Annotated in this window: 16 protein-coding genes; 9 read left to right on the top strand and 7 right to left on the bottom strand. The window is 61.3% G+C overall.

Annotated elements, in window-relative coordinates:
* The first annotated feature begins 2 nt into the window (after window positions 1-2).
* Together ACIGDJ_RS06045 and ACIGDJ_RS06040 are read left to right on the top strand one after the other, a co-directional pair.
* Window positions 3-815, top strand: coding sequence for a gamma-carboxygeranoyl-CoA hydratase (locus tag ACIGDJ_RS06045; RefSeq protein ID WP_101159141.1), 813 nt, complete (start codon window positions 3-5; stop codon window positions 813-815).
* Window positions 815-2,764, top strand: a complete 1,950-nt coding sequence (locus tag ACIGDJ_RS06040; protein ID WP_397479671.1) for a biotin carboxylase N-terminal domain-containing protein — start codon at window positions 815-817, stop codon at window positions 2,762-2,764. The genes ACIGDJ_RS06045 and ACIGDJ_RS06040 overlap by 1 nt, the downstream gene beginning before the upstream one ends.
* 42 nt (window positions 2,765-2,806) lie before the next feature.
* Here ACIGDJ_RS06040 and ACIGDJ_RS06035 read toward each other — a convergent pair whose 3' ends face one another.
* Window positions 2,807-3,463 carry a LexA family transcriptional regulator gene (locus ACIGDJ_RS06035; protein WP_101159143.1) on the bottom strand — a complete coding sequence of 219 codons (657 nt, stop codon included), beginning with the start codon at window positions 3,461-3,463 and terminating at the stop codon, window positions 2,807-2,809.
* Window positions 3,464-3,593: 130 nt separating this feature from the next.
* Between ACIGDJ_RS06035 and ACIGDJ_RS06030 the strand changes: the two genes are divergently transcribed.
* A complete protein-coding gene (locus ACIGDJ_RS06030; RefSeq protein WP_397479687.1) occupies window positions 3,594-3,947 on the top strand; it encodes a DUF6124 family protein in 354 nt (117 codons plus the stop codon).
* A 149-nt stretch (window positions 3,948-4,096) separates the two neighbouring features.
* On the opposite strand, the gene ACIGDJ_RS06025 is transcribed toward ACIGDJ_RS06030, so the two are convergent.
* Window positions 4,097-4,315 carry a hypothetical protein gene (locus ACIGDJ_RS06025; RefSeq protein ID WP_157830902.1) on the bottom strand — a complete coding sequence of 73 codons (219 nt, stop codon included), beginning with the start codon at window positions 4,313-4,315 and terminating at the stop codon, window positions 4,097-4,099.
* A gap of 95 nt (window positions 4,316-4,410) precedes the next feature.
* On the opposite strand from ACIGDJ_RS06025, the gene ACIGDJ_RS06020 reads away from it, so the two are divergent.
* Complete coding sequence (locus tag ACIGDJ_RS06020) at window positions 4,411-5,562, top strand: M14-type cytosolic carboxypeptidase (protein ID WP_101159144.1); 1,152 nt, start codon at window positions 4,411-4,413, stop codon at window positions 5,560-5,562.
* 60 nt (window positions 5,563-5,622) lie between these two features.
* Here the strand turns inward: ACIGDJ_RS06020 and ACIGDJ_RS06015 are convergent, their stop codons facing one another.
* Both ACIGDJ_RS06015 and ACIGDJ_RS06010 read right to left on the bottom strand, forming a co-directional pair.
* The gene (locus tag ACIGDJ_RS06015) at window positions 5,623-6,168 is read right to left on the bottom strand and encodes a cytochrome b (RefSeq protein ID WP_397479672.1); all 546 of its coding nucleotides are present in this window, start codon (window positions 6,166-6,168) and stop codon (window positions 5,623-5,625) included.
* Window positions 6,165-7,271 (bottom strand): catalase family peroxidase, encoded by a 1,107-nt coding sequence (locus tag ACIGDJ_RS06010; RefSeq protein ID WP_397479673.1) that lies wholly within the window; start codon window positions 7,269-7,271, stop codon window positions 6,165-6,167. Before ACIGDJ_RS06010 ends, ACIGDJ_RS06015 begins: the two co-directional genes overlap by 4 nt.
* Before the next feature lie 156 nt (window positions 7,272-7,427).
* Here ACIGDJ_RS06010 and ACIGDJ_RS06005 point away from each other — a divergent pair, with 156 nt between their 5' ends.
* From ACIGDJ_RS06005 to ACIGDJ_RS05990, 4 genes are all read left to right on the top strand, one after another.
* Window positions 7,428-7,934 carry an RNA polymerase sigma factor gene (locus ACIGDJ_RS06005; RefSeq protein ID WP_397479674.1) on the top strand — a complete coding sequence of 169 codons (507 nt, stop codon included), beginning with the start codon at window positions 7,428-7,430 and terminating at the stop codon, window positions 7,932-7,934.
* Window positions 7,931-8,686 (top strand): anti-sigma factor family protein, encoded by a 756-nt coding sequence (locus ACIGDJ_RS06000; protein WP_397479675.1) that lies wholly within the window; start codon window positions 7,931-7,933, stop codon window positions 8,684-8,686. Before ACIGDJ_RS06005 ends, ACIGDJ_RS06000 begins: the two co-directional genes overlap by 4 nt.
* 134 nt (window positions 8,687-8,820) lie before the next feature.
* Window positions 8,821-9,951, top strand: coding sequence for a cell division protein ZapE (gene zapE, locus ACIGDJ_RS05995; protein WP_397479676.1), 1,131 nt, complete (start codon window positions 8,821-8,823; stop codon window positions 9,949-9,951).
* Between the two features lie 139 nt (window positions 9,952-10,090).
* The gene (locus ACIGDJ_RS05990) at window positions 10,091-11,404 is read left to right on the top strand and encodes a leucine-rich repeat-containing protein kinase family protein (RefSeq protein ID WP_397479677.1); all 1,314 of its coding nucleotides are present in this window, start codon (window positions 10,091-10,093) and stop codon (window positions 11,402-11,404) included.
* A 102-nt stretch (window positions 11,405-11,506) separates the two neighbouring features.
* On the opposite strand, the gene ACIGDJ_RS05985 is transcribed toward ACIGDJ_RS05990, so the two are convergent.
* Window positions 11,507-12,211 (bottom strand): YebC/PmpR family DNA-binding transcriptional regulator, encoded by a 705-nt coding sequence (locus ACIGDJ_RS05985; protein WP_073471330.1) that lies wholly within the window; start codon window positions 12,209-12,211, stop codon window positions 11,507-11,509.
* A gap of 221 nt (window positions 12,212-12,432) precedes the next feature.
* On the opposite strand from ACIGDJ_RS05985, the gene ACIGDJ_RS05980 reads away from it, so the two are divergent.
* A complete protein-coding gene (locus tag ACIGDJ_RS05980; protein ID WP_397479678.1) occupies window positions 12,433-13,821 on the top strand; it encodes a type VI secretion system Vgr family protein in 1,389 nt (462 codons plus the stop codon).
* An 8-nt stretch (window positions 13,822-13,829) separates the two neighbouring features.
* Here ACIGDJ_RS05980 and ACIGDJ_RS05975 read toward each other — a convergent pair whose 3' ends face one another.
* Window positions 13,830-15,221: an FAD-dependent oxidoreductase gene (locus ACIGDJ_RS05975; protein WP_397479679.1), complete on the bottom strand. Its 1,392-nt coding sequence runs from the start codon at window positions 15,219-15,221 to the stop codon at window positions 13,830-13,832.
* Window positions 15,222-15,300: 79 nt separating this feature from the next.
* Window positions 15,301-16,626 (bottom strand): MFS transporter, encoded by a 1,326-nt coding sequence (locus ACIGDJ_RS05970; RefSeq protein ID WP_397479680.1) that lies wholly within the window; start codon window positions 16,624-16,626, stop codon window positions 15,301-15,303.
* Between the last annotated feature and the right edge of the window lie 169 nt (window positions 16,627-16,795).

The raw sequence follows: 16,795 nt of genomic DNA, 5'->3' as shown, positions 1-16,795 counted from the left end.
TGATGAGCGACTTCAATACCCTCGAGTTGCAAACCGATCCACGCGGTTTCGCGACGCTGTGGCTCAACCGCGCCGAGAAAAACAACGCCTTCAACGCCGAAATGATCCGCGAACTGATCCTCGCCCTCGACAAGGTGGCAAGCGACTCTAGCCTGCGTTTCCTGCTGCTGCGCGGGCGCGGCAAGCATTTCAGTGCCGGCGCCGACCTGGCCTGGATGCAGCAATCGGCCGATCTGGATTACCACACCAACCTCGACGACGCCCGCGAACTGGCCGAACTGATGTACAACCTCGCCAAACTGAAAATCCCTACGCTGGCCGTGGTTCAGGGCGCGGCGTTCGGTGGTGCGCTGGGCCTGATCAGTTGCTGCGACATGGCGATCGGCACTGATGACGCGCAATTCTGCCTGTCGGAAGTGCGCATCGGCCTGGCGCCGGCGGTGATCAGTCCATTCGTGGTGCAGGCCATCGGTGAACGGGCGGCGCGGCGTTATGCGCTGACGGCCGAGCGCTTCGGCGGCCAGCGGGCGCGGGAAATCGGCTTGTTGTCTGATAGCTATCCGGCCGCTGAACTCGAGCAGCAAGTCGAGCAATGGATCGACAATCTTTTGCTCAACAGCCCCGCTGCCATGCGTGCCAGCAAGGACTTGCTGCGCGAAGTCGGAAATGGCTCGCTGACGCCAGCGCTGCGCCGTTACACGGAAAACGCGATCGCACGAATTCGTGTCAGCGCCGAAGGCCAGGAAGGCTTGCGCGCATTTTTGCAAAAACGCCCGCCGAGCTGGCAAGCCGCATCCACCAAGGAGTCGCGTTGATGAGCGCACCTGTGATTACCACCCTGCTGGTGGCCAACCGTGGCGAGATCGCCTGCCGGGTCATGCGCACCGCCAAGGCTTTGGGCCTCACCACCGTCGCCGTGCACAGCGCCACCGACCGCGATGCGCGACACAGTCGTGAAGCCGATATCTGCGTTGATCTGGGCGGCAGCAAGGCTGCTGACAGTTATCTGCAAATCGATAAATTGATCGCCGCCTCCAAGGCGAGCGGCGCTCAGGCGATTCATCCCGGCTACGGTTTTCTCTCGGAAAACGCGGGCTTCGCTCGCGCAATCGAAGCCGCCGGACTGATCTTCCTCGGCCCGCCCGCCTCGGCCATCGATGCGATGGGCAGCAAATCCGCCGCCAAAGCACTAATGGAAAAGGCCGGCGTGCCACTGGTGCCGGGCTATCACGGCGAAGCGCAGGATTTCGACACCTTCCGTGAAGCCTGTGAGCGCATCGGTTATCCGGTGCTGCTCAAGGCCACCGCTGGTGGTGGCGGTAAAGGCATGAAAGTGGTCGACAACGTCAGCCAGTTGGCCGAAGCCCTCGCCTCGGCGCAGCGCGAAGCACAATCGTCGTTCGGCGACTCGCGAATGCTGGTAGAGAAGTATTTGCTCAAGCCGCGTCACGTCGAGATACAGGTGTTCGCCGATCAGCACGGTCACTGCCTGTACCTCAACGAGCGCGATTGCTCGATCCAGCGTCGGCACCAGAAAGTCATCGAAGAAGCCCCGGCGCCGGGCCTGACGCCCGAGTTACGCCGGGCGATGGGCGAAGCGGCCGTGCGGTCGGCGCAGGCGATCGGTTATGTCGGCGCTGGTACGGTCGAGTTTCTGCTGGATGCGCGCGGCGAATTCTTTTTCATGGAAATGAACACGCGACTGCAGGTCGAGCACCCGGTGACCGAAGCGATCACCGGGCTCGATCTGGTCGCCTGGCAGATTCGCGTCGCCCGTGGTGAAGCGCTGCCGATCACCCAGGCGCAGGTGCCGCTCAACGGTCACGCGATTGAAGTGCGTTTGTATGCCGAGGATCCGGCGAATGATTTTCTGCCAGCCACCGGGCGTCTGGACTTGTACCGCGAATCGGCGCAGGGACCGGGGCGGCGGGTGGACAGCGGGGTGGAGGAAGGCGACGAAATTTCGCCGTTCTACGACCCGATGCTCGGCAAACTGATTGCCTGGGGTGAAGATCGCGAACAGGCGCGCTTGCGTCTGTTGAGTATGCTCGATGAGTTTGCGATTGGCGGGCTGAAGACCAATATCAACTTCCTGCGCCGGATCATCGCGCATCCGGCGTTTGCCGCTGCGGAACTTGATACCGGGTTTATACCGCGATATCAGGAGCAATTGTTGCCAGCACCAGGCGCGTTGAGCGATGGGTTCTGGGAGGTGGCGGCGCAGGCGTTTGCGCAGAGTTTGCCGCCCCGTACACGCACAGATGATCGCGCATCACCATGGTCCAGCGGCAGTGGTTTGCGAGCAGGTTTGCCGGCGGAAATCACCTTGCATTTGAGCTGCGAGGGACAGGACCGTGCGCTGACGCTGGGAGCTGTGGCCCCTGCCGAACTGCTGGGCGAGGCGCTGACCGTCGAGCATGACGGCGTGCGTCGTACGTTGCGGGCAATTCGTCAGGGCGGTTCATTGTACTTGGAGTGGCATGGAGAGTTACGGCGCGTCGAGGCGTTCGATCCGATCAGCGCTGTCGATGCCAGCCACAGCCATCAGGGCGGCTTGACCGCACCAATGAACGGCAGCATCGTGCGCGTGCTGGTGGAAGTCGGGCAAACCGTTGAAGCCGGAGCGCAATTGGTGGTGCTGGAAGCCATGAAGATGGAACACAGCATCCGCGCGCCGCAGGCCGGTGTGATCAAAGCGCTGTATTGCCAGGAAGGCGATATGGTCAGCGAAGGCAGCGCTCTGGTTGAACTGGAAGAAGGTTGAAATCAGAGAATCGATCCTGGCCCTTGGCGAGGATCGATTCTTTCAATAACGCGCCGTTGCCTGAACCACCACGCCGATAATCCGGCATTCATCGGTGAGCAAAGTTTTCGGCCAGGTCGGATTGAGCGGCACCAGGTACCGCTGGCCGCCCTGTTCGTCAAGTTTGCGGAAAATCGCTTCGTCGCTGTCCGGCCACTGGGCGATCACCAGTCTGCCCGGCACTGCCTCCAACTGCGGGTCGACCAGAATCAACATGCCCTCGGCAATGCTCTGACCGCTCGGCGCGGTCATTGAATCCCCCGTGACCGTGAGCCAGAACGCGGCACCGCGAGCGTGGTAATCCGTCAGTTCGAAGCGCTGCTTGACCGCGACGCCGCCATAACTGGCCGCAGCGTCGCGCACCTCACACGGCGCTCGCCAGTCGTAGATCGGGTAACGGAAGTACGGGTTGTACTTCTGTGCCAGCGGCATCTCGTCATCCGCTGTGGGCTGCGGTTCGCGGATGACCAGCACGACTTCGAGGAAGTCCATTCCCAGCGCCTGCAGCACGCGATTCATTTCGGTAACACCGGGTTCGCGACGTTTGTTCAGCCAATGACCGATCCCGCCCTGGGACATGCCGACGCGCTCTCCGAGCTCTGTTTGAGTGACTTTGAGTTCACTCATCTTGGCCTTGACCAACTCAATCCATTTATCCATGTGCCGCACCTTACGCGGACGTCTTCGACCGACAAAACACATATTGTAGTATTTAAATCCTCGTCACAAATACAGAGAGTACTATCCTAGGCAAACGGATTTCCAATCGAACATGGAGTGGCTTTTCATGATGAACATCAGCAGCAAAGACCTGCCGGATCTGCAAATCGACACCAGCTTCACCTCGCCCCAAGGCAACGCCGCTGCACAACGCGCGCTGGACTATTACTTGAAACCGGCTGTTACAGAACTGGGGACGGATGAGCGTTTCTTCGATGTTAAAAGTCATCTCAGCGGCGAGGAAGCGCTGGTGCATGCCTCGGATTTGTTGCGATGTGCAGCCGCCACTGCGTTCAAGGCCGCAGAAAACCTGCAAGGCACGAATCGCGACCTGGCGTTTTCGGTGGTGCATATGGTGGATATGGCGCGGGCGATGGTCGACCATTCGATCGACAACGACGAAGTGACGGCAAGCAAGGTGTGAACGGACAGGAAAGAATTTTCCTATCGGACAGATAAAAACATTTGACTTGCAAATGATAATGATTATTATTGCAAGCAGCTGGTCGCAAGATCAGTCGATGGACCAGAGACCTTAGGTCGGTCTTCTGGACTATCTCCTCATCAGGCTAATCACGGTTTTTGACCCGGCTTTTTGCCGGGTCTTTTTTTGCCCGTTTTCCGGGCTTGTGTCTTCAGGCTAATGAAGTCTTTGGGTGCTGCAAATTCGGTTGCGCGGATAATATCAAAAGAACATTGATTGGCAAGCCGAGGCCAGCCACATTGGGCAAAACTAATGGCAATCAGCACTTGAGAATCAATCGCACAGTCTCTAAGCTGCTGACGCGTCACGGAAGACGCCCCCCGCCACACCCGTAATTCCCCTCGGTTTCACCCTAACCTGCGTGTAGAGTACCGGTCATAAAAATCCTGCTCAGGAAGCGACCATGACCGTGGCCAAATCTTCGTTCGACATCAGCGCCAATTTCGACAGCGGCAATATCCAAGTCATCGACATCAGCAATCCGCTCAATCCGGTTCTGGCCATACGCCCGGATACCCGCAGCGCGCATTTTCAGTGGTTTCACTTCAAGGCCAGCGGCCTGCACGTGCATCAGGAACACTGGTTTCGCCTGATCAATGCCAGCCAGTCCTCCTATAACAAAGCCTGGACCGGCTACCAGGCAGTCGCTTCCTACGACCACGTCAACTGGTTCCGCATTCCCACCAGTTTCGAAGGTGACAGCCTGCGCTTCTGCCTCGAAGCCGAACACACCCACGCCTGGTTCGCCTATTTCGAACCTTACAGCCGTGGCCGTCACGACTGGCTGATCGACCAGGCGCTGAGCAAGGCTGGCACACAATTGCTGGCGACCGGCAAAAGCGTCGAAGGCCGGGATATCCAATTGCTGCGCAAAGGCAGCGGTGCCGAAGGCCAGCGCAAGATCTGGATCATTGCCCAGCAGCACCCGGGCGAGCACATGGCTGAATGGTTCATGGAAGGCGTGATCGAGCGTCTGGAACGGCAGGACGATCCGATACTGAACCACCTGCTGGCCAGTGCCGATCTGTATCTGGTGCCGAACATGAACCCGGACGGCGCCTACCACGGCCACCTGCGCACCAACGCCATGGGTCAGGACTTGAACCGGGCCTGGCAGAACGCCAGTCAGGAAATCAGCCCCGAGGTGCTTTTCGTCCAGCAGCAGATGGAAAAATACGGCGTCGATGCGTTTATCGACGTACACGGCGACGAGGAAATCCCCCACGTATTCACCGCAGGCTGTGAGGGCAACCCGGGCTTCACACCGCGCATCGAAAAGCTTGAAGAGCATTTCCGCAGCCATCTGAAACACACCACCAAAGACTTCCAGACCACCTACGGCTACACCCGCGACGAACCGGGTCAGGCCAACATGACGCTGGCCTGCAACAGCGTCGGGCAGAAATACGACTGCCTGTCGCTGACGCTTGAGATGCCGTTCAAGGACCACGATGACCACCCGGACAAGATCACCGGCTGGTCAGGCAAACGCTCGAAACAATTGGGCAAGGACGTGCTCACCACACTCGCCGACATGGTCGACACCCTGCGCTGACGCTCCCCGCCCGCCCCGGAAAAAGATCGCAGCCGGCCTGCGATCTTTTGCTTGGAAGGCTCAGCCGCGATCACGCCCGCGCAACATGCTGTCGAGCACTTCATCGCGACGCACCCAGCCGTGAAACAGCGCCGCCGCCAGGTGCAGCAGCACCGTCAGAAACAGCAGATAAGCCAGATAGCCATGCGACTTGCGCAACAGCGCAAACAGTCGCGCATCTGCCGGCACAATGGCTGGCAAATGCAACGACGCCGTGAGCATCACGGGCTCGCCCGAAGCACTGATCATCGCCCAGCCGAGCAGCGGCAACACCAACATCAACGCATACAACAAAACATGGGAAGCCTTGGCAGCCAGCACCTGCCAGCCCGGCAAATCATCCGGCAGCGGCGGTTGGCGTGTGGTGAAGCGCACCAGCAGGCGCACGATCACCAGCGCCAGAATCGCGATGCCCAGCGGTTTGTGCAGATGAATCAGCCACTCATGGCGAGACGACACCGAAGTGACCATGCCCGCGCCGATAAACAGCATGGCGATGATCATCAGCGCCATCAGCCAGTGCAGCAGACGCGCCAGCAAGACGAAATGAGTCGGTTGCTTGTTCATGGGCGAGCCTCCTGTTTGGCGGCGGGCAACTGGCTGACTTCGCTGGTGCGACGCAGGTAGGAATCGGCATAGCCGGCCGAGCGCGCGGCGAGCAATGGATCTCCCGAGCCTTGAATCCCGGCCGGGAGCACCAGCGGGTCGTAGTTGATGTCGCGGCATTCGCCACTCAGCTGCGGCTGGGTTTTCTCCAGCACCAGCGTACCGGCGTTCAACACTTTGCGATCGGCGGGCCAGGATTTGCTGGCATCGTTTACCGGGTCGTCAGTGTTGGCCAAGGTGATGTTCAACTGGAAGCGCAAGGGTGCAGCAGCCAAGCGTTGCACCAGATCCTTCTCGAGAAAGTCCGCGCCTTCAGGGGCGGTGGCACCCGCTGCGTCCTGCGCCAATGGCGTCATACTCCAGCGCACCGCCTGTTTTTTGCCGTTGCCATCGACCAGATAGAACGCATTGATGCTGTTATAGGTTTCAGTGGCGTAGCTGGCCGAAGGTCTGGCGGTCTTCACCCAAGTCAAAAACGGCACGGCTTCGGGATGTGCGGCAAAGAACGCCGGCACCTTCGTCGGGTCGGGCTTGCCGGTGGCCGGATCCGGCGACTGTGCCTGCTGCAGTTGATAGAACGCTTCAGGCGTGCCCACCGGAAATACCGGCATGCTGTTCATGCCGGTGCGCCACTGCTGGCCGTCCGCCTGAGTAAAACGTAGCGCCAGGCTGCGGATCGGTACGGCGCTGTCCGGCGCATAGGGATTGCCGGCTGGCAGAGCGAAACGCCCCACCACCGGCGTCTGCGGCAGGTTGAACACTTGCGCAGTGGAGTACGCTCGCGCCTCGCCGCTGCTTTCGAAATGACCGGTCACGCAGACACCTTTGGCGTGATTGCGACGAAAACCGGGATGCACGCCGTTGTTCTTTTCCAGCACATCGACCAGCGCTTTGGGCGTCAGTCGTTGTGGGTCAAGGTTGCCATGCACGTAGGCAAACGCCCCGGCCACGGCGGCGACGACCACGGCAATGGCGCCAAGACGCAAGACCAGACTCGCGGCGCTCAGTGGCTGGCGCGGCGGCCTGCCGGGCGGTGCAGCGTTGGGGGACGAGCGATCAACCATGAATAACTCCAGGCCATCGGCCACAAGTGGAAAGAGTCAGCAAGACGCACGCCGTCCGGGTTTATTCCACGGCGCGGTATTTATTTCTGCACACGGGGAATAACCTGCGCTGACGGGCGTCTTCCTAGTCCACAGCGTAGCGACCAGCAGAAATTCATGAGCGAATTCGACGAACAGTTGAGAGAAATCATTCCCAGATTGCGCCGCTTCGCCGTGTCGTTGACGCGCAACAGCAGCAGCGCTGACGATCTGGTCCAGGCCAGCCTTGAGCGGGCGCTGTCGGCGTGGGGCGAAAAACGCACCGAGGGCGACGTGCGCGCCTGGCTGTTTGCGATCCTCTATCGGCAATTTCTTGATGCCCACCGTCGTTCGCGGCGCTATGCGCGCATGCTCGAATTTTTCACCGGTCGCGACGATGCCGAACCTTCGGTGGAACGCACGGTGATCGCCCAGTCGACCCTGCAAGCCTTCGAACGCCTGCCCACCGAACAACGCGCTTTGCTGCTGATGGTGTCGGTGGAAGGCCTGTCCTATAAAGAGGTCGCCGAGATTCTCGACGCCCCGATCGGCACCGTGATGTCGCGCCTGTCCCGCGCCCGCCAGGCTTTGCGCCAGCTCAGCGACGGCGAAATCAGCAGCCCTTCCTTGCGGATACTCAAATGATCAGCCTGCCTCCCAGTGAACGAGACATGCACGCCTACGTCGACCACCAGCTCAGCGACGCCAACCGGCGCCTGCTCGAGGCCTGGCTGGCCAGCCACCCTGAAGAAGCGGCGCAGGTTCGCGCCTGGCAGCGCGACGCCCAGCAACTGCGCGCGGCCCTCAGCGGCGCGTTGCAGCAGCCGGTCAATCCGGCGCTTGACCCGGCGATGATTCGCCAGCGTCGCCGCCAGCAGTCACGTCGCCATCTGGCCAGCGCGGCGGTGCTGCTGGTGGCTGTCAGCATCGGCGGTTTCAGTGGCTGGCAGGCGCGGGAAATGACCCTGGTGCGCCCCGCGCAATTGCCCATGACTGACGCGTTGCAAGCCTATCGCCTGATCGCCCAGCAAGGCGTGCTGCCCGCCGATTACAAGGTCGACAGTGACGGTGATATGCAGCGTTGGCTCGACCGCTACTTCAGCGGTGCCAAGCGCTTGCCGGATCTCAAGGCGGCCGGTTTTGAACCAGTCAGCGGTCGCTTGCTCAGCACCGATGAAGGCCCTGCGGCGATGGTGATGTATGAGGACGGCAGCGGCCACAAGGTGAGTTTCTACTTGCGTCCGCCGGGGCCGAAAAACACCCTGTTGCCGCGCGGTTCACGCAGCGATGGGGATCTGCAGGCCGATTACTGGTCAGGGCCGGGCTATAACTATGCGGTGGTCAGCCCGACCGACTCGCCGGCAGCAGAGTTGCTCAAGCAATCGCCACCGTTCTGAAATCCGCCGCTTGTAGGCGCTGACGAGTGCAGGGGACCGTGCACATATTTCATGGAGCCAACGCCTGAGGTCTGGTTACACTTGGATCGCCGCGCTCCCGGTGAGCCGGCCCAATCACCAGGAGCCTGTGCCGCGTGCCCGCAAGAACGCCGAAACGATCACGACTGAGCCAACGCTGGCCGTTGCTGCGCCGCCTGTTCGGCAAAGGGTTGCCGGCGAGCGCCGGGCACGATGCCCACGCCGCGACCATCCGCGATTACTTCCGCAATAAGGCCCACAGCCAGGGCTACAGCCTCAGCCGCAGCCAGCAACAAGTCATCGACTGCATGGCGCAGCAAGCCAGCGTGCTGTTGGGCGACAGTGGGCACACACCGCCAAGTCTGTATCTGTACGGCGCAGTCGGGCGTGGCAAGAGCTGGCTGCTCGACGGTTTCTTCCAGGCGCTGCCAATCACGCGCAAACAGCGCCTGCATTTCCATCAGTTTTTCGCTCGGTTGCACGACGGCATGTTCCGTCATCGCCAGCAGGAAGACGCGCTGGAAATCACCCTGGACGAGCTGCTGGAAGATTGTCAGGTGCTGTGTTTCGACGAGTTTCACGTGCATGACATTGGCGACGCGATGCTCATCACGCGGCTGTTCAAGGCGCTTTTCAAACGACGGATCATGCTGCTGGTGACGTCCAACTATGCACCCGAGGGCCTGCTGCCCAATCCGCTGTATCACGCACGCTTCAAACCGGTGATCGAGCTGATCAACACGCGCATGCAGGTGATGGAAGTAGGCGGCGCGCACGACTACCGCACGCTCAACCGCCAGCACACGCACCAGATGTTTACCCGAGGGCATTACGTGTGGCCGGCCACGTCAGCGCAGCGCCAGGCCCTGAACCTGCCACCAGCCGACGCGCCCGCCCTGGCTCTCGAGGTGGGCAAGCGCCAGCTGCAGGCCCGATTGTGTGAGGGCCGGCGGGTCGCGTTCACCTTCAACGATCTGTGCGAACAGCCGACGGCGGTGATGGATTATCTGCAGCTATGCCAGCGCTTCGACCAGTGGATCATCGATGACCTGCCGCAGCTCGGCGAGTGCCCGATCGCCGTGCAACAGCGCTTCATCAACCTGATCGACGTGCTCTACGATCAGGACAAACACCTGACCCTGCTCGGCCAATGGCCGCTGGGCCAGAGCCTGGAAGGCCACGCGATCGACCTGGCGCGCACGCGCAGCCGTCTGGGCCAGTTGCAGGAAATCCACGCATCCAATTGATCCCCTACCCTGTGGGAGCCTGCTCGCTCCCACAAGTACCGGGGCAACTCAAAACCCGTTCAGCATCCGCTTTACCGCTATCATGTCGCCCATTCCAGCGCCCCCGCGTCGCTCCACCGATCAGTAGCGAAACAAAAACATGCACACCCTTGCTCAACTGCGCGCCGGCGAGCTGTCTGGCATTACCCGACTCGACTTGTCTTGCGGGCTGACCGAATTCCCTCGCGAGATTTTCGCATTGGCCGACACGCTGGAGGTGCTCAACCTCAGCGGCAATGCGTTGAACACCCTGCCTGATGACCTGCATCGCCTGACCCGCCTGCGCGTGCTGTTCTGCTCCGACAACCGCTTCACCGAACTGCCGGCCTGCCTCGGCCGATGCACTGCGCTGACGATGGTCGGCTTCAAGGCCAACCGTATCGTCAATGTGCCCGGTGCCGCCCTGCCGCCGTCGCTGCGCTGGCTGATCCTCACCGACAACCGCATCGAAAGTCTGCCCAGCGAACTCGGTGAACGCCCCGCTTTGCAGAAGCTCATGCTCGCCGGCAATTGCCTGCAATCGCTGCCAGACTCCCTGCGTCACTGCCATCGGCTGGAATTGCTCCGCATCGCTGCCAACCAACTCAGCGAACTGCCGCAGTGGTTGCTGACTTTGCCGAGCCTGACCTGGCTGGCCTACGCCGGCAATCCGCTGGAGACCGAAGCCGATGCCGCTGCCCTTGACGCCACGCCGCTGATCGACTGGTCGGCGCTGCGCCTGGAGCAGCAACTGGGCGAAGGCGCTTCCGGAGTGATTTCCCGGGCAGTCTGGCAGCGCGAAGACGGCACGGCGCAGGCGGTTGCGGTGAAGCTGTACAAAGGAGAGATGACCAGCGACGGCTCGCCGCTGCACGAGATGAACGCCTGCATCACCGCAGGTCTGCACCCCAACCTGATCAGCGTCGAGGGCCGCATCAGCGGCCATCCCGATCAGCAACAAGGTTTGGTGATGCAACTGATTGATCCAAGCTTCCGCAATCTCGCCGGTTTGCCAAGCCTGGCCTCATGCTCGCGGGATGTTTATGCCGAAGATTGCCGGTTTAAGGCCGACGTTGCCCTGCGCCTCGCCAAGGGCGTCGCTTCGGCGGCAGAGCATCTGCATCGACAAGGCATTACCCACGGCGATCTCTACGGCCACAACATACTGTTGAATGATCGGGGCGATTGCCTGCTCGGGGATTTCGGCGCGGCGTCGTTTCATGCCACCGGTGATGACGCGTCGACACGCGCCTTGCAGCGTCTTGAAGTACGCGCATTCGGAGTGTTGCTGGGGGAATTGCTGGCCCGTATGAACTCGGGGTTGAGTACTGAACGGCGCTCTCAACTCGAGGCGCTGGAACGGCGTTGCTGCCAGCCCGATGTGCTGGAACGGCCGGGTTTCAGCGAAGTGGTTGAGATTCTGGAAGGCCTGTGACCGCTGCGCGGCCCTTCGCGCACAGGCTCGCTCCGACCTTGGCAATACACCGCCATGTGGGAGCGAGCCTGCTCGCAAAAAGATGTTTACTGGCGCAAACGATCAGCCAGCCAGACCCACAAACATATCCTGCACATCATCATGGTTATCGAGGCCTTCAAGGAACGCTTCGACTTCAGCCATCTGCTCGTCGCTCAAACCGCTGACCGGGTTCTTCGGCTGGTAGCCGAGCTTGGCCGACAGCACGGTGAAGCCTTGTTCGGGCAGTGCTTTCTGCACGGCATCGAGATCGGTCGGATCGGTGAGGAACAGCGTCGCGCCCTCTTCACCCGGCTCGAAATCCTGTGCCCCGGCTTCGATCGCAGCCATTTCGGGGTCGGCGTCCGGGCTGTCCGGCGAGGCTTCGATCATGCCGACATGGTTGAACATCCACGCCACCGAACCGGAAGCACCCAACTGGCCCTTGCGAAACGCCACGCGGATTTCCGCGACGGTGCGGTTGATGTTGTCGGTCACGCATTCGACGATCAGCGGCACCTGATGCGGGGCAAAGCCTTCGTAGGTAACGCGATGGTATTGCACGGTTTCACCCAGCAGACCGGCGCCTTTCTTGATCGCGCGGTCGAGGGTTTCTTTTGGCATCGAGGCTTTCTTCGCCTGTTCGACCACCAGACGCAGGTGTGCGTTGGTGGCGGTATCGGCACCGTTGCGTGCAGCAATGGTGATTTCCTTCACCAGTTTGCCGAAGATCTTCCCTTTGGCGTTGGCTGCCGCTTCTTTGTGTTTAACCTTCCACTGTGCGCCCATTACTCACTCTCTTGATCTGTGGCGCCGAGACATCTATTGGCCGACGCGTGGCGGCAAGTTTATACGGCCTAAAGTCGGCAATCGACCAAAAAAACAGCCCGCAGAATCGACATCTTCACCAAAGCATGTAGGGGGATTCTGAAAAGCGCCTTTGAGATGACCATTCAGCCTGACGGTTTCGTACCCTTGAAACCCCGTATCGCCTGACAGGGCCTGCTCGAATGTTCAATGACAAGGAAAGTCCGTTCACCCTTACCCTGACCGACAGTGGATTGCGCCTGCCGGTGGTGCGTTTTCACGGCGAGGAAGCGCTGAACCAGCCCTACCGTTTCGACATCGAATCGCTCGGCCTCGCCCCGGCCATCGCGCCGGGTTCGTTTTTGCACCGGCCAGCCTTTCTGCGGCTGAGTGGGCAGCAGGGGTTCCACGGCGTGATCTGCAGCGCCAGTTGCGAACATCGCGGCACTCATCGGGTCGGCTATCGCCTGATTCTGGTGCCGCATCTGCAGCAACTGGCGCAAGCGAATAGACGACGCGTGTTTACCCACCTCAGTGCGCCGCAGATCATTGCGCATCTGCTCGAAGAACATGCCCTGCCGGCGCACAGCTACCGCATTGAAATGAGCGTCGGCCACTACCCGGCACGGGCCTTTTGCATTCAGTTTGAAGAAAGTGATCTGGCCCTGCTGCAGCGGCTCTGCGAAGAAGAAGGCATTCACTATCACTTCGAACATGGGCCTGACGGGCATGTCGTGGTGTTCGCCGACGACAGCCTGAGCCTGCCGCAGGAACCGGTCGAAATTCCTTTCAGTGCCGATGAGCAACCGCCATCGCCCTGCGTCAGCGTTCTCTACCAACAACATCGGGCGGCGCCGGTGCCGATGCTGCATGCGGTGCGCAATCGCGGTCAGCCTGCCGGCATGGATGAAGCAGCCAACGAAGCCTCGACCGAGTCGCAAACGCAGGCGCGGTCACTGGCACGCCTGTACGCCGAACAACGCAGCCGGCGCCATCTGCAACGCCAACGCAGCCAGTTACGCTCCATTCACGGGCGCAGCGATTGCTGCGATTTGCTCAGTGGCCGATTGCTGCTGGTGGCGGAGCATCCGATCCATCACTTCAACGAACAATGGTTGATCAGCGCCGTGCGCCACGAAGGGCAGCACCCTTCGATTCTTGATCCGGCGCCAACCGTTCACCGCTATCACAACGATTTTACCGCCCAACCCTGGTCCAGCGACTTTCGCCCGCCGCTCAAACAGCCGCGGCCGAACGTTGCCGGCTATCACCTGGCGCGGGTGGCGGGCGCGCCCGGGCAGCTTGCACAAGTCGATGAAAACGGCTGTCTGGCCGTGCGCTTATGGCCTGAAGAGGACGAATCTGACAGCGACGCCTTGTGGCTACCGATCGCCATGAGTCGAATCAACGGCCCCGTCGCCGCCGACGAGCTGCCACGTGCCGGCTGCAACGTATGGGTGAGTTTCCTCGACAGCGATCCGGACCGACCGATTCTGTGTCTCGGCGACGCGCGGCAGCCGCCGGCACACGAGTCAGAGCCCGTGCGCGACAGCCTGCTGCTGGAATGGCTGATCAACCGCGCCGAGCACTGATCGGCGCCTCAGCCTTTGTCAGCCTTGCCCGCCGCCGCCGCGAACTTCGCCAGGCGCACGTCCAGATGCCTGGGCCGGCGTCCGTGATCTTCGGCGCGCTCTTTGCGGCGAATGGCGTTGCGCACCATCAGCGAGCCGAGGTAGCGGATCGGTTCCGGAGGGAAATAGCCCAACGGCCCGTTGACCAGCGGCGAGCGAGTCCAGGGGTTATCCAGGCCCTGCACCAGTGCGGCGAGAATCTGCCCGCCCATGTGACACGGGCCGACGCCGCTGCCGGAATAACCGAATCCATAAAAGACATTACCCGCCGCGCTCATCTGGCCGAAGAATGGCAAACCGGTGACCGAACGATCCGAGGGGCCGTTCCACGTCGCATCGACTTTCACCTCGGCGAACGCCGGGAAGAAATCCGCAAGACTGCGCTTGAGCAATGCTGCATAAGGCGACGGCTGATCGAATACCGGCAGCATTCGCCCGCCATAAGCGAAGGTGTTGCCGCCCTTGCCGAGCATGATCCGGCCGTCCGGGGTGTTGTGGTAGTAGTGCACGAAAATTCGCGAATCGAGCACGGTAACGCCGCTGGTCAAACCGATTTGCTGCAGCAGGTCAGGGCGCGGCTCGGTGATCAGCATGTCACTGGACACAATCGCCACACTGCGCTCGAACTGAGGAAACGCGCGGGCCATCCACGCGTTCATCGCCAGCACCACACGGTCAGCGATGACCTTGCCGCCGGGTGTGTGAATGCGTGCGGGGCGGCCCTCTTCCAGCCCGGTCATCGCCGTGCCTTCATGGATTTTCACGCCCAATTGCAGCGCCACCCGGCGCAGACCGCGCACCAGTTTGCCCGGTTGCACGCTGGCCGCCGCCGGGGAAAACCAGCCCTCCAGGTGTTTTGCTGAGCCAGCCATACGTTGCAGATCGGCGAGCGGTCGCTGGCTGAACGAGTTGATGCCGTTACGCTCCAGCGCCGCGATCACCGCATCGGTCGCCCCGACCTGGGCACGATTGGTTGCGGTGTACAGCGTGCCGTCGAGGCGGTAATCGGCATCGATACCGTACTGCTCGCAGAACTCGCCGATCGCATGGATGCTGCGCTCCGACTCCTTGACCAGGCGCACCGCCTCTTCGACGCCGAACAAGCGCTCCAGAGTGAAATACTTTGCCGACCACGACAGCGCGCAGCCGCCGTTGCGGCCACTGGCGCCAGCGCCGCAGATGTCCGCTTCGATCAGCAGCACCTCCAGCTCGGGGTTCTGCTGCTTGAGCATGATCGCTGTCCACAATCCGGTGTAGCCGCCGCCGACGATGCACACGTCCGTGCGCACCTCGCCTTGCAGCGGTGGGCAGGGTTGGGATGGGCCGGTCTGCAAGGCTTGCTCGAGCCAGAAGGGTCGCATGGGAGATCTCCAGTCAGAAGGCCACGACGCAGCCTGCCGCGCACCGCGCACCGCGCAGCAGGCCACAGCGCGAAGGGTTTCAGGAACGCAGGGGTTTGACGCTCAACCGCCCATTGGGAATAGCGGCGCGCGGCTCCATGACTCCGACCGGTCGACTGTTCCAGTGCGGAATCAATACCAGCGCGGAGAACAGTGCACAGCCGGCAAAAACGATGAACACCGTCACCGAGTCAAAGTAGCCTGGCAGCAAACCGCCGAGCACCGCGCCGACCGAGCCGCAGCCGTTGACGAAACCGGCGGCAGTGGCACCGGCCTTGGCCTTGCCGAAATCGATGGCGGCGGCGCCGCTGATCATCGAGTCCGGGCCGTACAGAGTCAGCCCCATGACGAACAGCAGCGCGACGACCAACAACACGCTGCCGGTGTTGAGCGCAGCCATGAACAGCGCCAGCGTCACGGTCAGTGCCAGCAGACTCAGCACGCAGGCCGGCATGCGCCGGGCGCCGAAGAGTTTGTCCGAGGCCAGCCCGATCATGATCGGCCCCAGTAAGCCAGCCAACTCAAACGCGGTGGGGATGATTGCAGCGCCGACTTTGCCGACGCTCGGCATCTGTTCGAAAACAATCACCGGCCCCCACAGCAGAATTGCGTAGCGCGCCGGTTTCAGCAGGAAATACGCCAGGCCCAGCACCAGCACCGTGCGATTGCGCAGGATCTCCTTCAACGGCTCCCACATGCTGAGTTTGCTGTTGGATTCGGTTTCTTCGGCGCTGAGTTGCGGCTCTGGTTCCACTACCGGCAGACCAACGTCTTCGGGTTTATTACGCTGAAAAACAAAGAACAGCACGGCCACCACCGCTACGACCGCCGCGCTGGAAATGAATGCCGCGTGCCAGGTGCCGACCAGCGTATAAGCCCACCAGCCGGCGAATGGCGAAGCGACCAGACCGCCAAATGCGTAGCAGGAACTCCACAAACCGAGCACCCGCCCACGTTGTTCGGCCGGGAAGAAGCTGCCGAGGTTTTTACACAGTCCGGACCAGCCAGTCGATTGCGCCAAACCTTGAATCAGCATGCAGGTGGCGAAGATCGGCAACGTCGCGAAACTGCCCATCACCAGCGCCGCAGCGGCGGATATCAGCAAACCGCCGAGCACGACAACCCGCGGACCGAAGCGATCGGCGAGCATGCCCCAAGTGAACTGGCCGAGGGCGTAAGCCGCCAGATAGATCGCGTCGAGGTTGGCCATGGCCATTTTGTCGAGAGTGAAATCAGGGTCTTCGGCGATACCCAGTTTGGCCACCGAAAAGGCTTTGCGGGTGAAATAAAATGCGGCGTACGCGAGCCAGGTAATAGCGAAGATCTGCACGCGCCAACGCGCCAGGGTGCCGATATGCTTGTTCATGGTGGTTCTGACCTCAAGGTGTGAGTGTGCCGGCAGAATCGTTAAGAAAAACGCCTGTGTTTTTTATTGTTGAGCACTGCGATATCGCCCCTTCCCTCAAGCGATACCGGTCAGATGAGTCTGCTGTTGCACGCACAGGCTCATGCGCCAACGCCGCTGCACGACCGAG

Source organism: Pseudomonas sp. NPDC079367, assembly GCF_044542195.1.
Lineage (GTDB): Bacteria > Pseudomonadota > Gammaproteobacteria > Pseudomonadales > Pseudomonadaceae > Aquipseudomonas.
This window is presented reverse-complemented; position numbering and strand designations above follow the sequence as displayed.

Excerpts from the sequence above, each read along its gene's own strand:
- ACIGDJ_RS05985 (WP_073471330.1), bottom strand. The coding sequence starts at position 12,211 with ATGGGCGCACAGTGGAAGGTTAAACACAAAGAAGCGGCAGCCAACGCC.
- ACIGDJ_RS05975 (WP_397479679.1), bottom strand. The coding sequence starts at position 15,221 with ATGCGACCCTTCTGGCTCGAGCAAGCCTTGCAGACCGGCCCATCCCAA.
- ACIGDJ_RS06045 (WP_101159141.1), top strand. The coding sequence starts at position 3 with ATGAGCGACTTCAATACCCTCGAGTTGCAAACCGATCCACGCGGTTTC.
- ACIGDJ_RS06010 (WP_397479673.1), bottom strand. The coding sequence starts at position 7,271 with ATGGTTGATCGCTCGTCCCCCAACGCTGCACCGCCCGGCAGGCCGCCG.
- ACIGDJ_RS05980 (WP_397479678.1), top strand. The coding sequence starts at position 12,433 with ATGTTCAATGACAAGGAAAGTCCGTTCACCCTTACCCTGACCGACAGT.
- ACIGDJ_RS06005 (WP_397479674.1), top strand. The coding sequence starts at position 7,428 with ATGAGCGAATTCGACGAACAGTTGAGAGAAATCATTCCCAGATTGCGC.
- ACIGDJ_RS06000 (WP_397479675.1), top strand. The coding sequence starts at position 7,931 with ATGATCAGCCTGCCTCCCAGTGAACGAGACATGCACGCCTACGTCGAC.
- ACIGDJ_RS06015 (WP_397479672.1), bottom strand. The coding sequence starts at position 6,168 with ATGAACAAGCAACCGACTCATTTCGTCTTGCTGGCGCGTCTGCTGCAC.
- ACIGDJ_RS06040 (WP_397479671.1), top strand. The coding sequence starts at position 815 with ATGAGCGCACCTGTGATTACCACCCTGCTGGTGGCCAACCGTGGCGAG.
- ACIGDJ_RS06030 (WP_397479687.1), top strand. The coding sequence starts at position 3,594 with ATGAACATCAGCAGCAAAGACCTGCCGGATCTGCAAATCGACACCAGC.
- ACIGDJ_RS06020 (WP_101159144.1), top strand. The coding sequence starts at position 4,411 with ATGACCGTGGCCAAATCTTCGTTCGACATCAGCGCCAATTTCGACAGC.
- ACIGDJ_RS05970 (WP_397479680.1), bottom strand. The coding sequence starts at position 16,626 with ATGAACAAGCATATCGGCACCCTGGCGCGTTGGCGCGTGCAGATCTTC.
- ACIGDJ_RS06035 (WP_101159143.1), bottom strand. The coding sequence starts at position 3,463 with ATGGATAAATGGATTGAGTTGGTCAAGGCCAAGATGAGTGAACTCAAA.
- ACIGDJ_RS05990 (WP_397479677.1), top strand. The coding sequence starts at position 10,091 with ATGCACACCCTTGCTCAACTGCGCGCCGGCGAGCTGTCTGGCATTACC.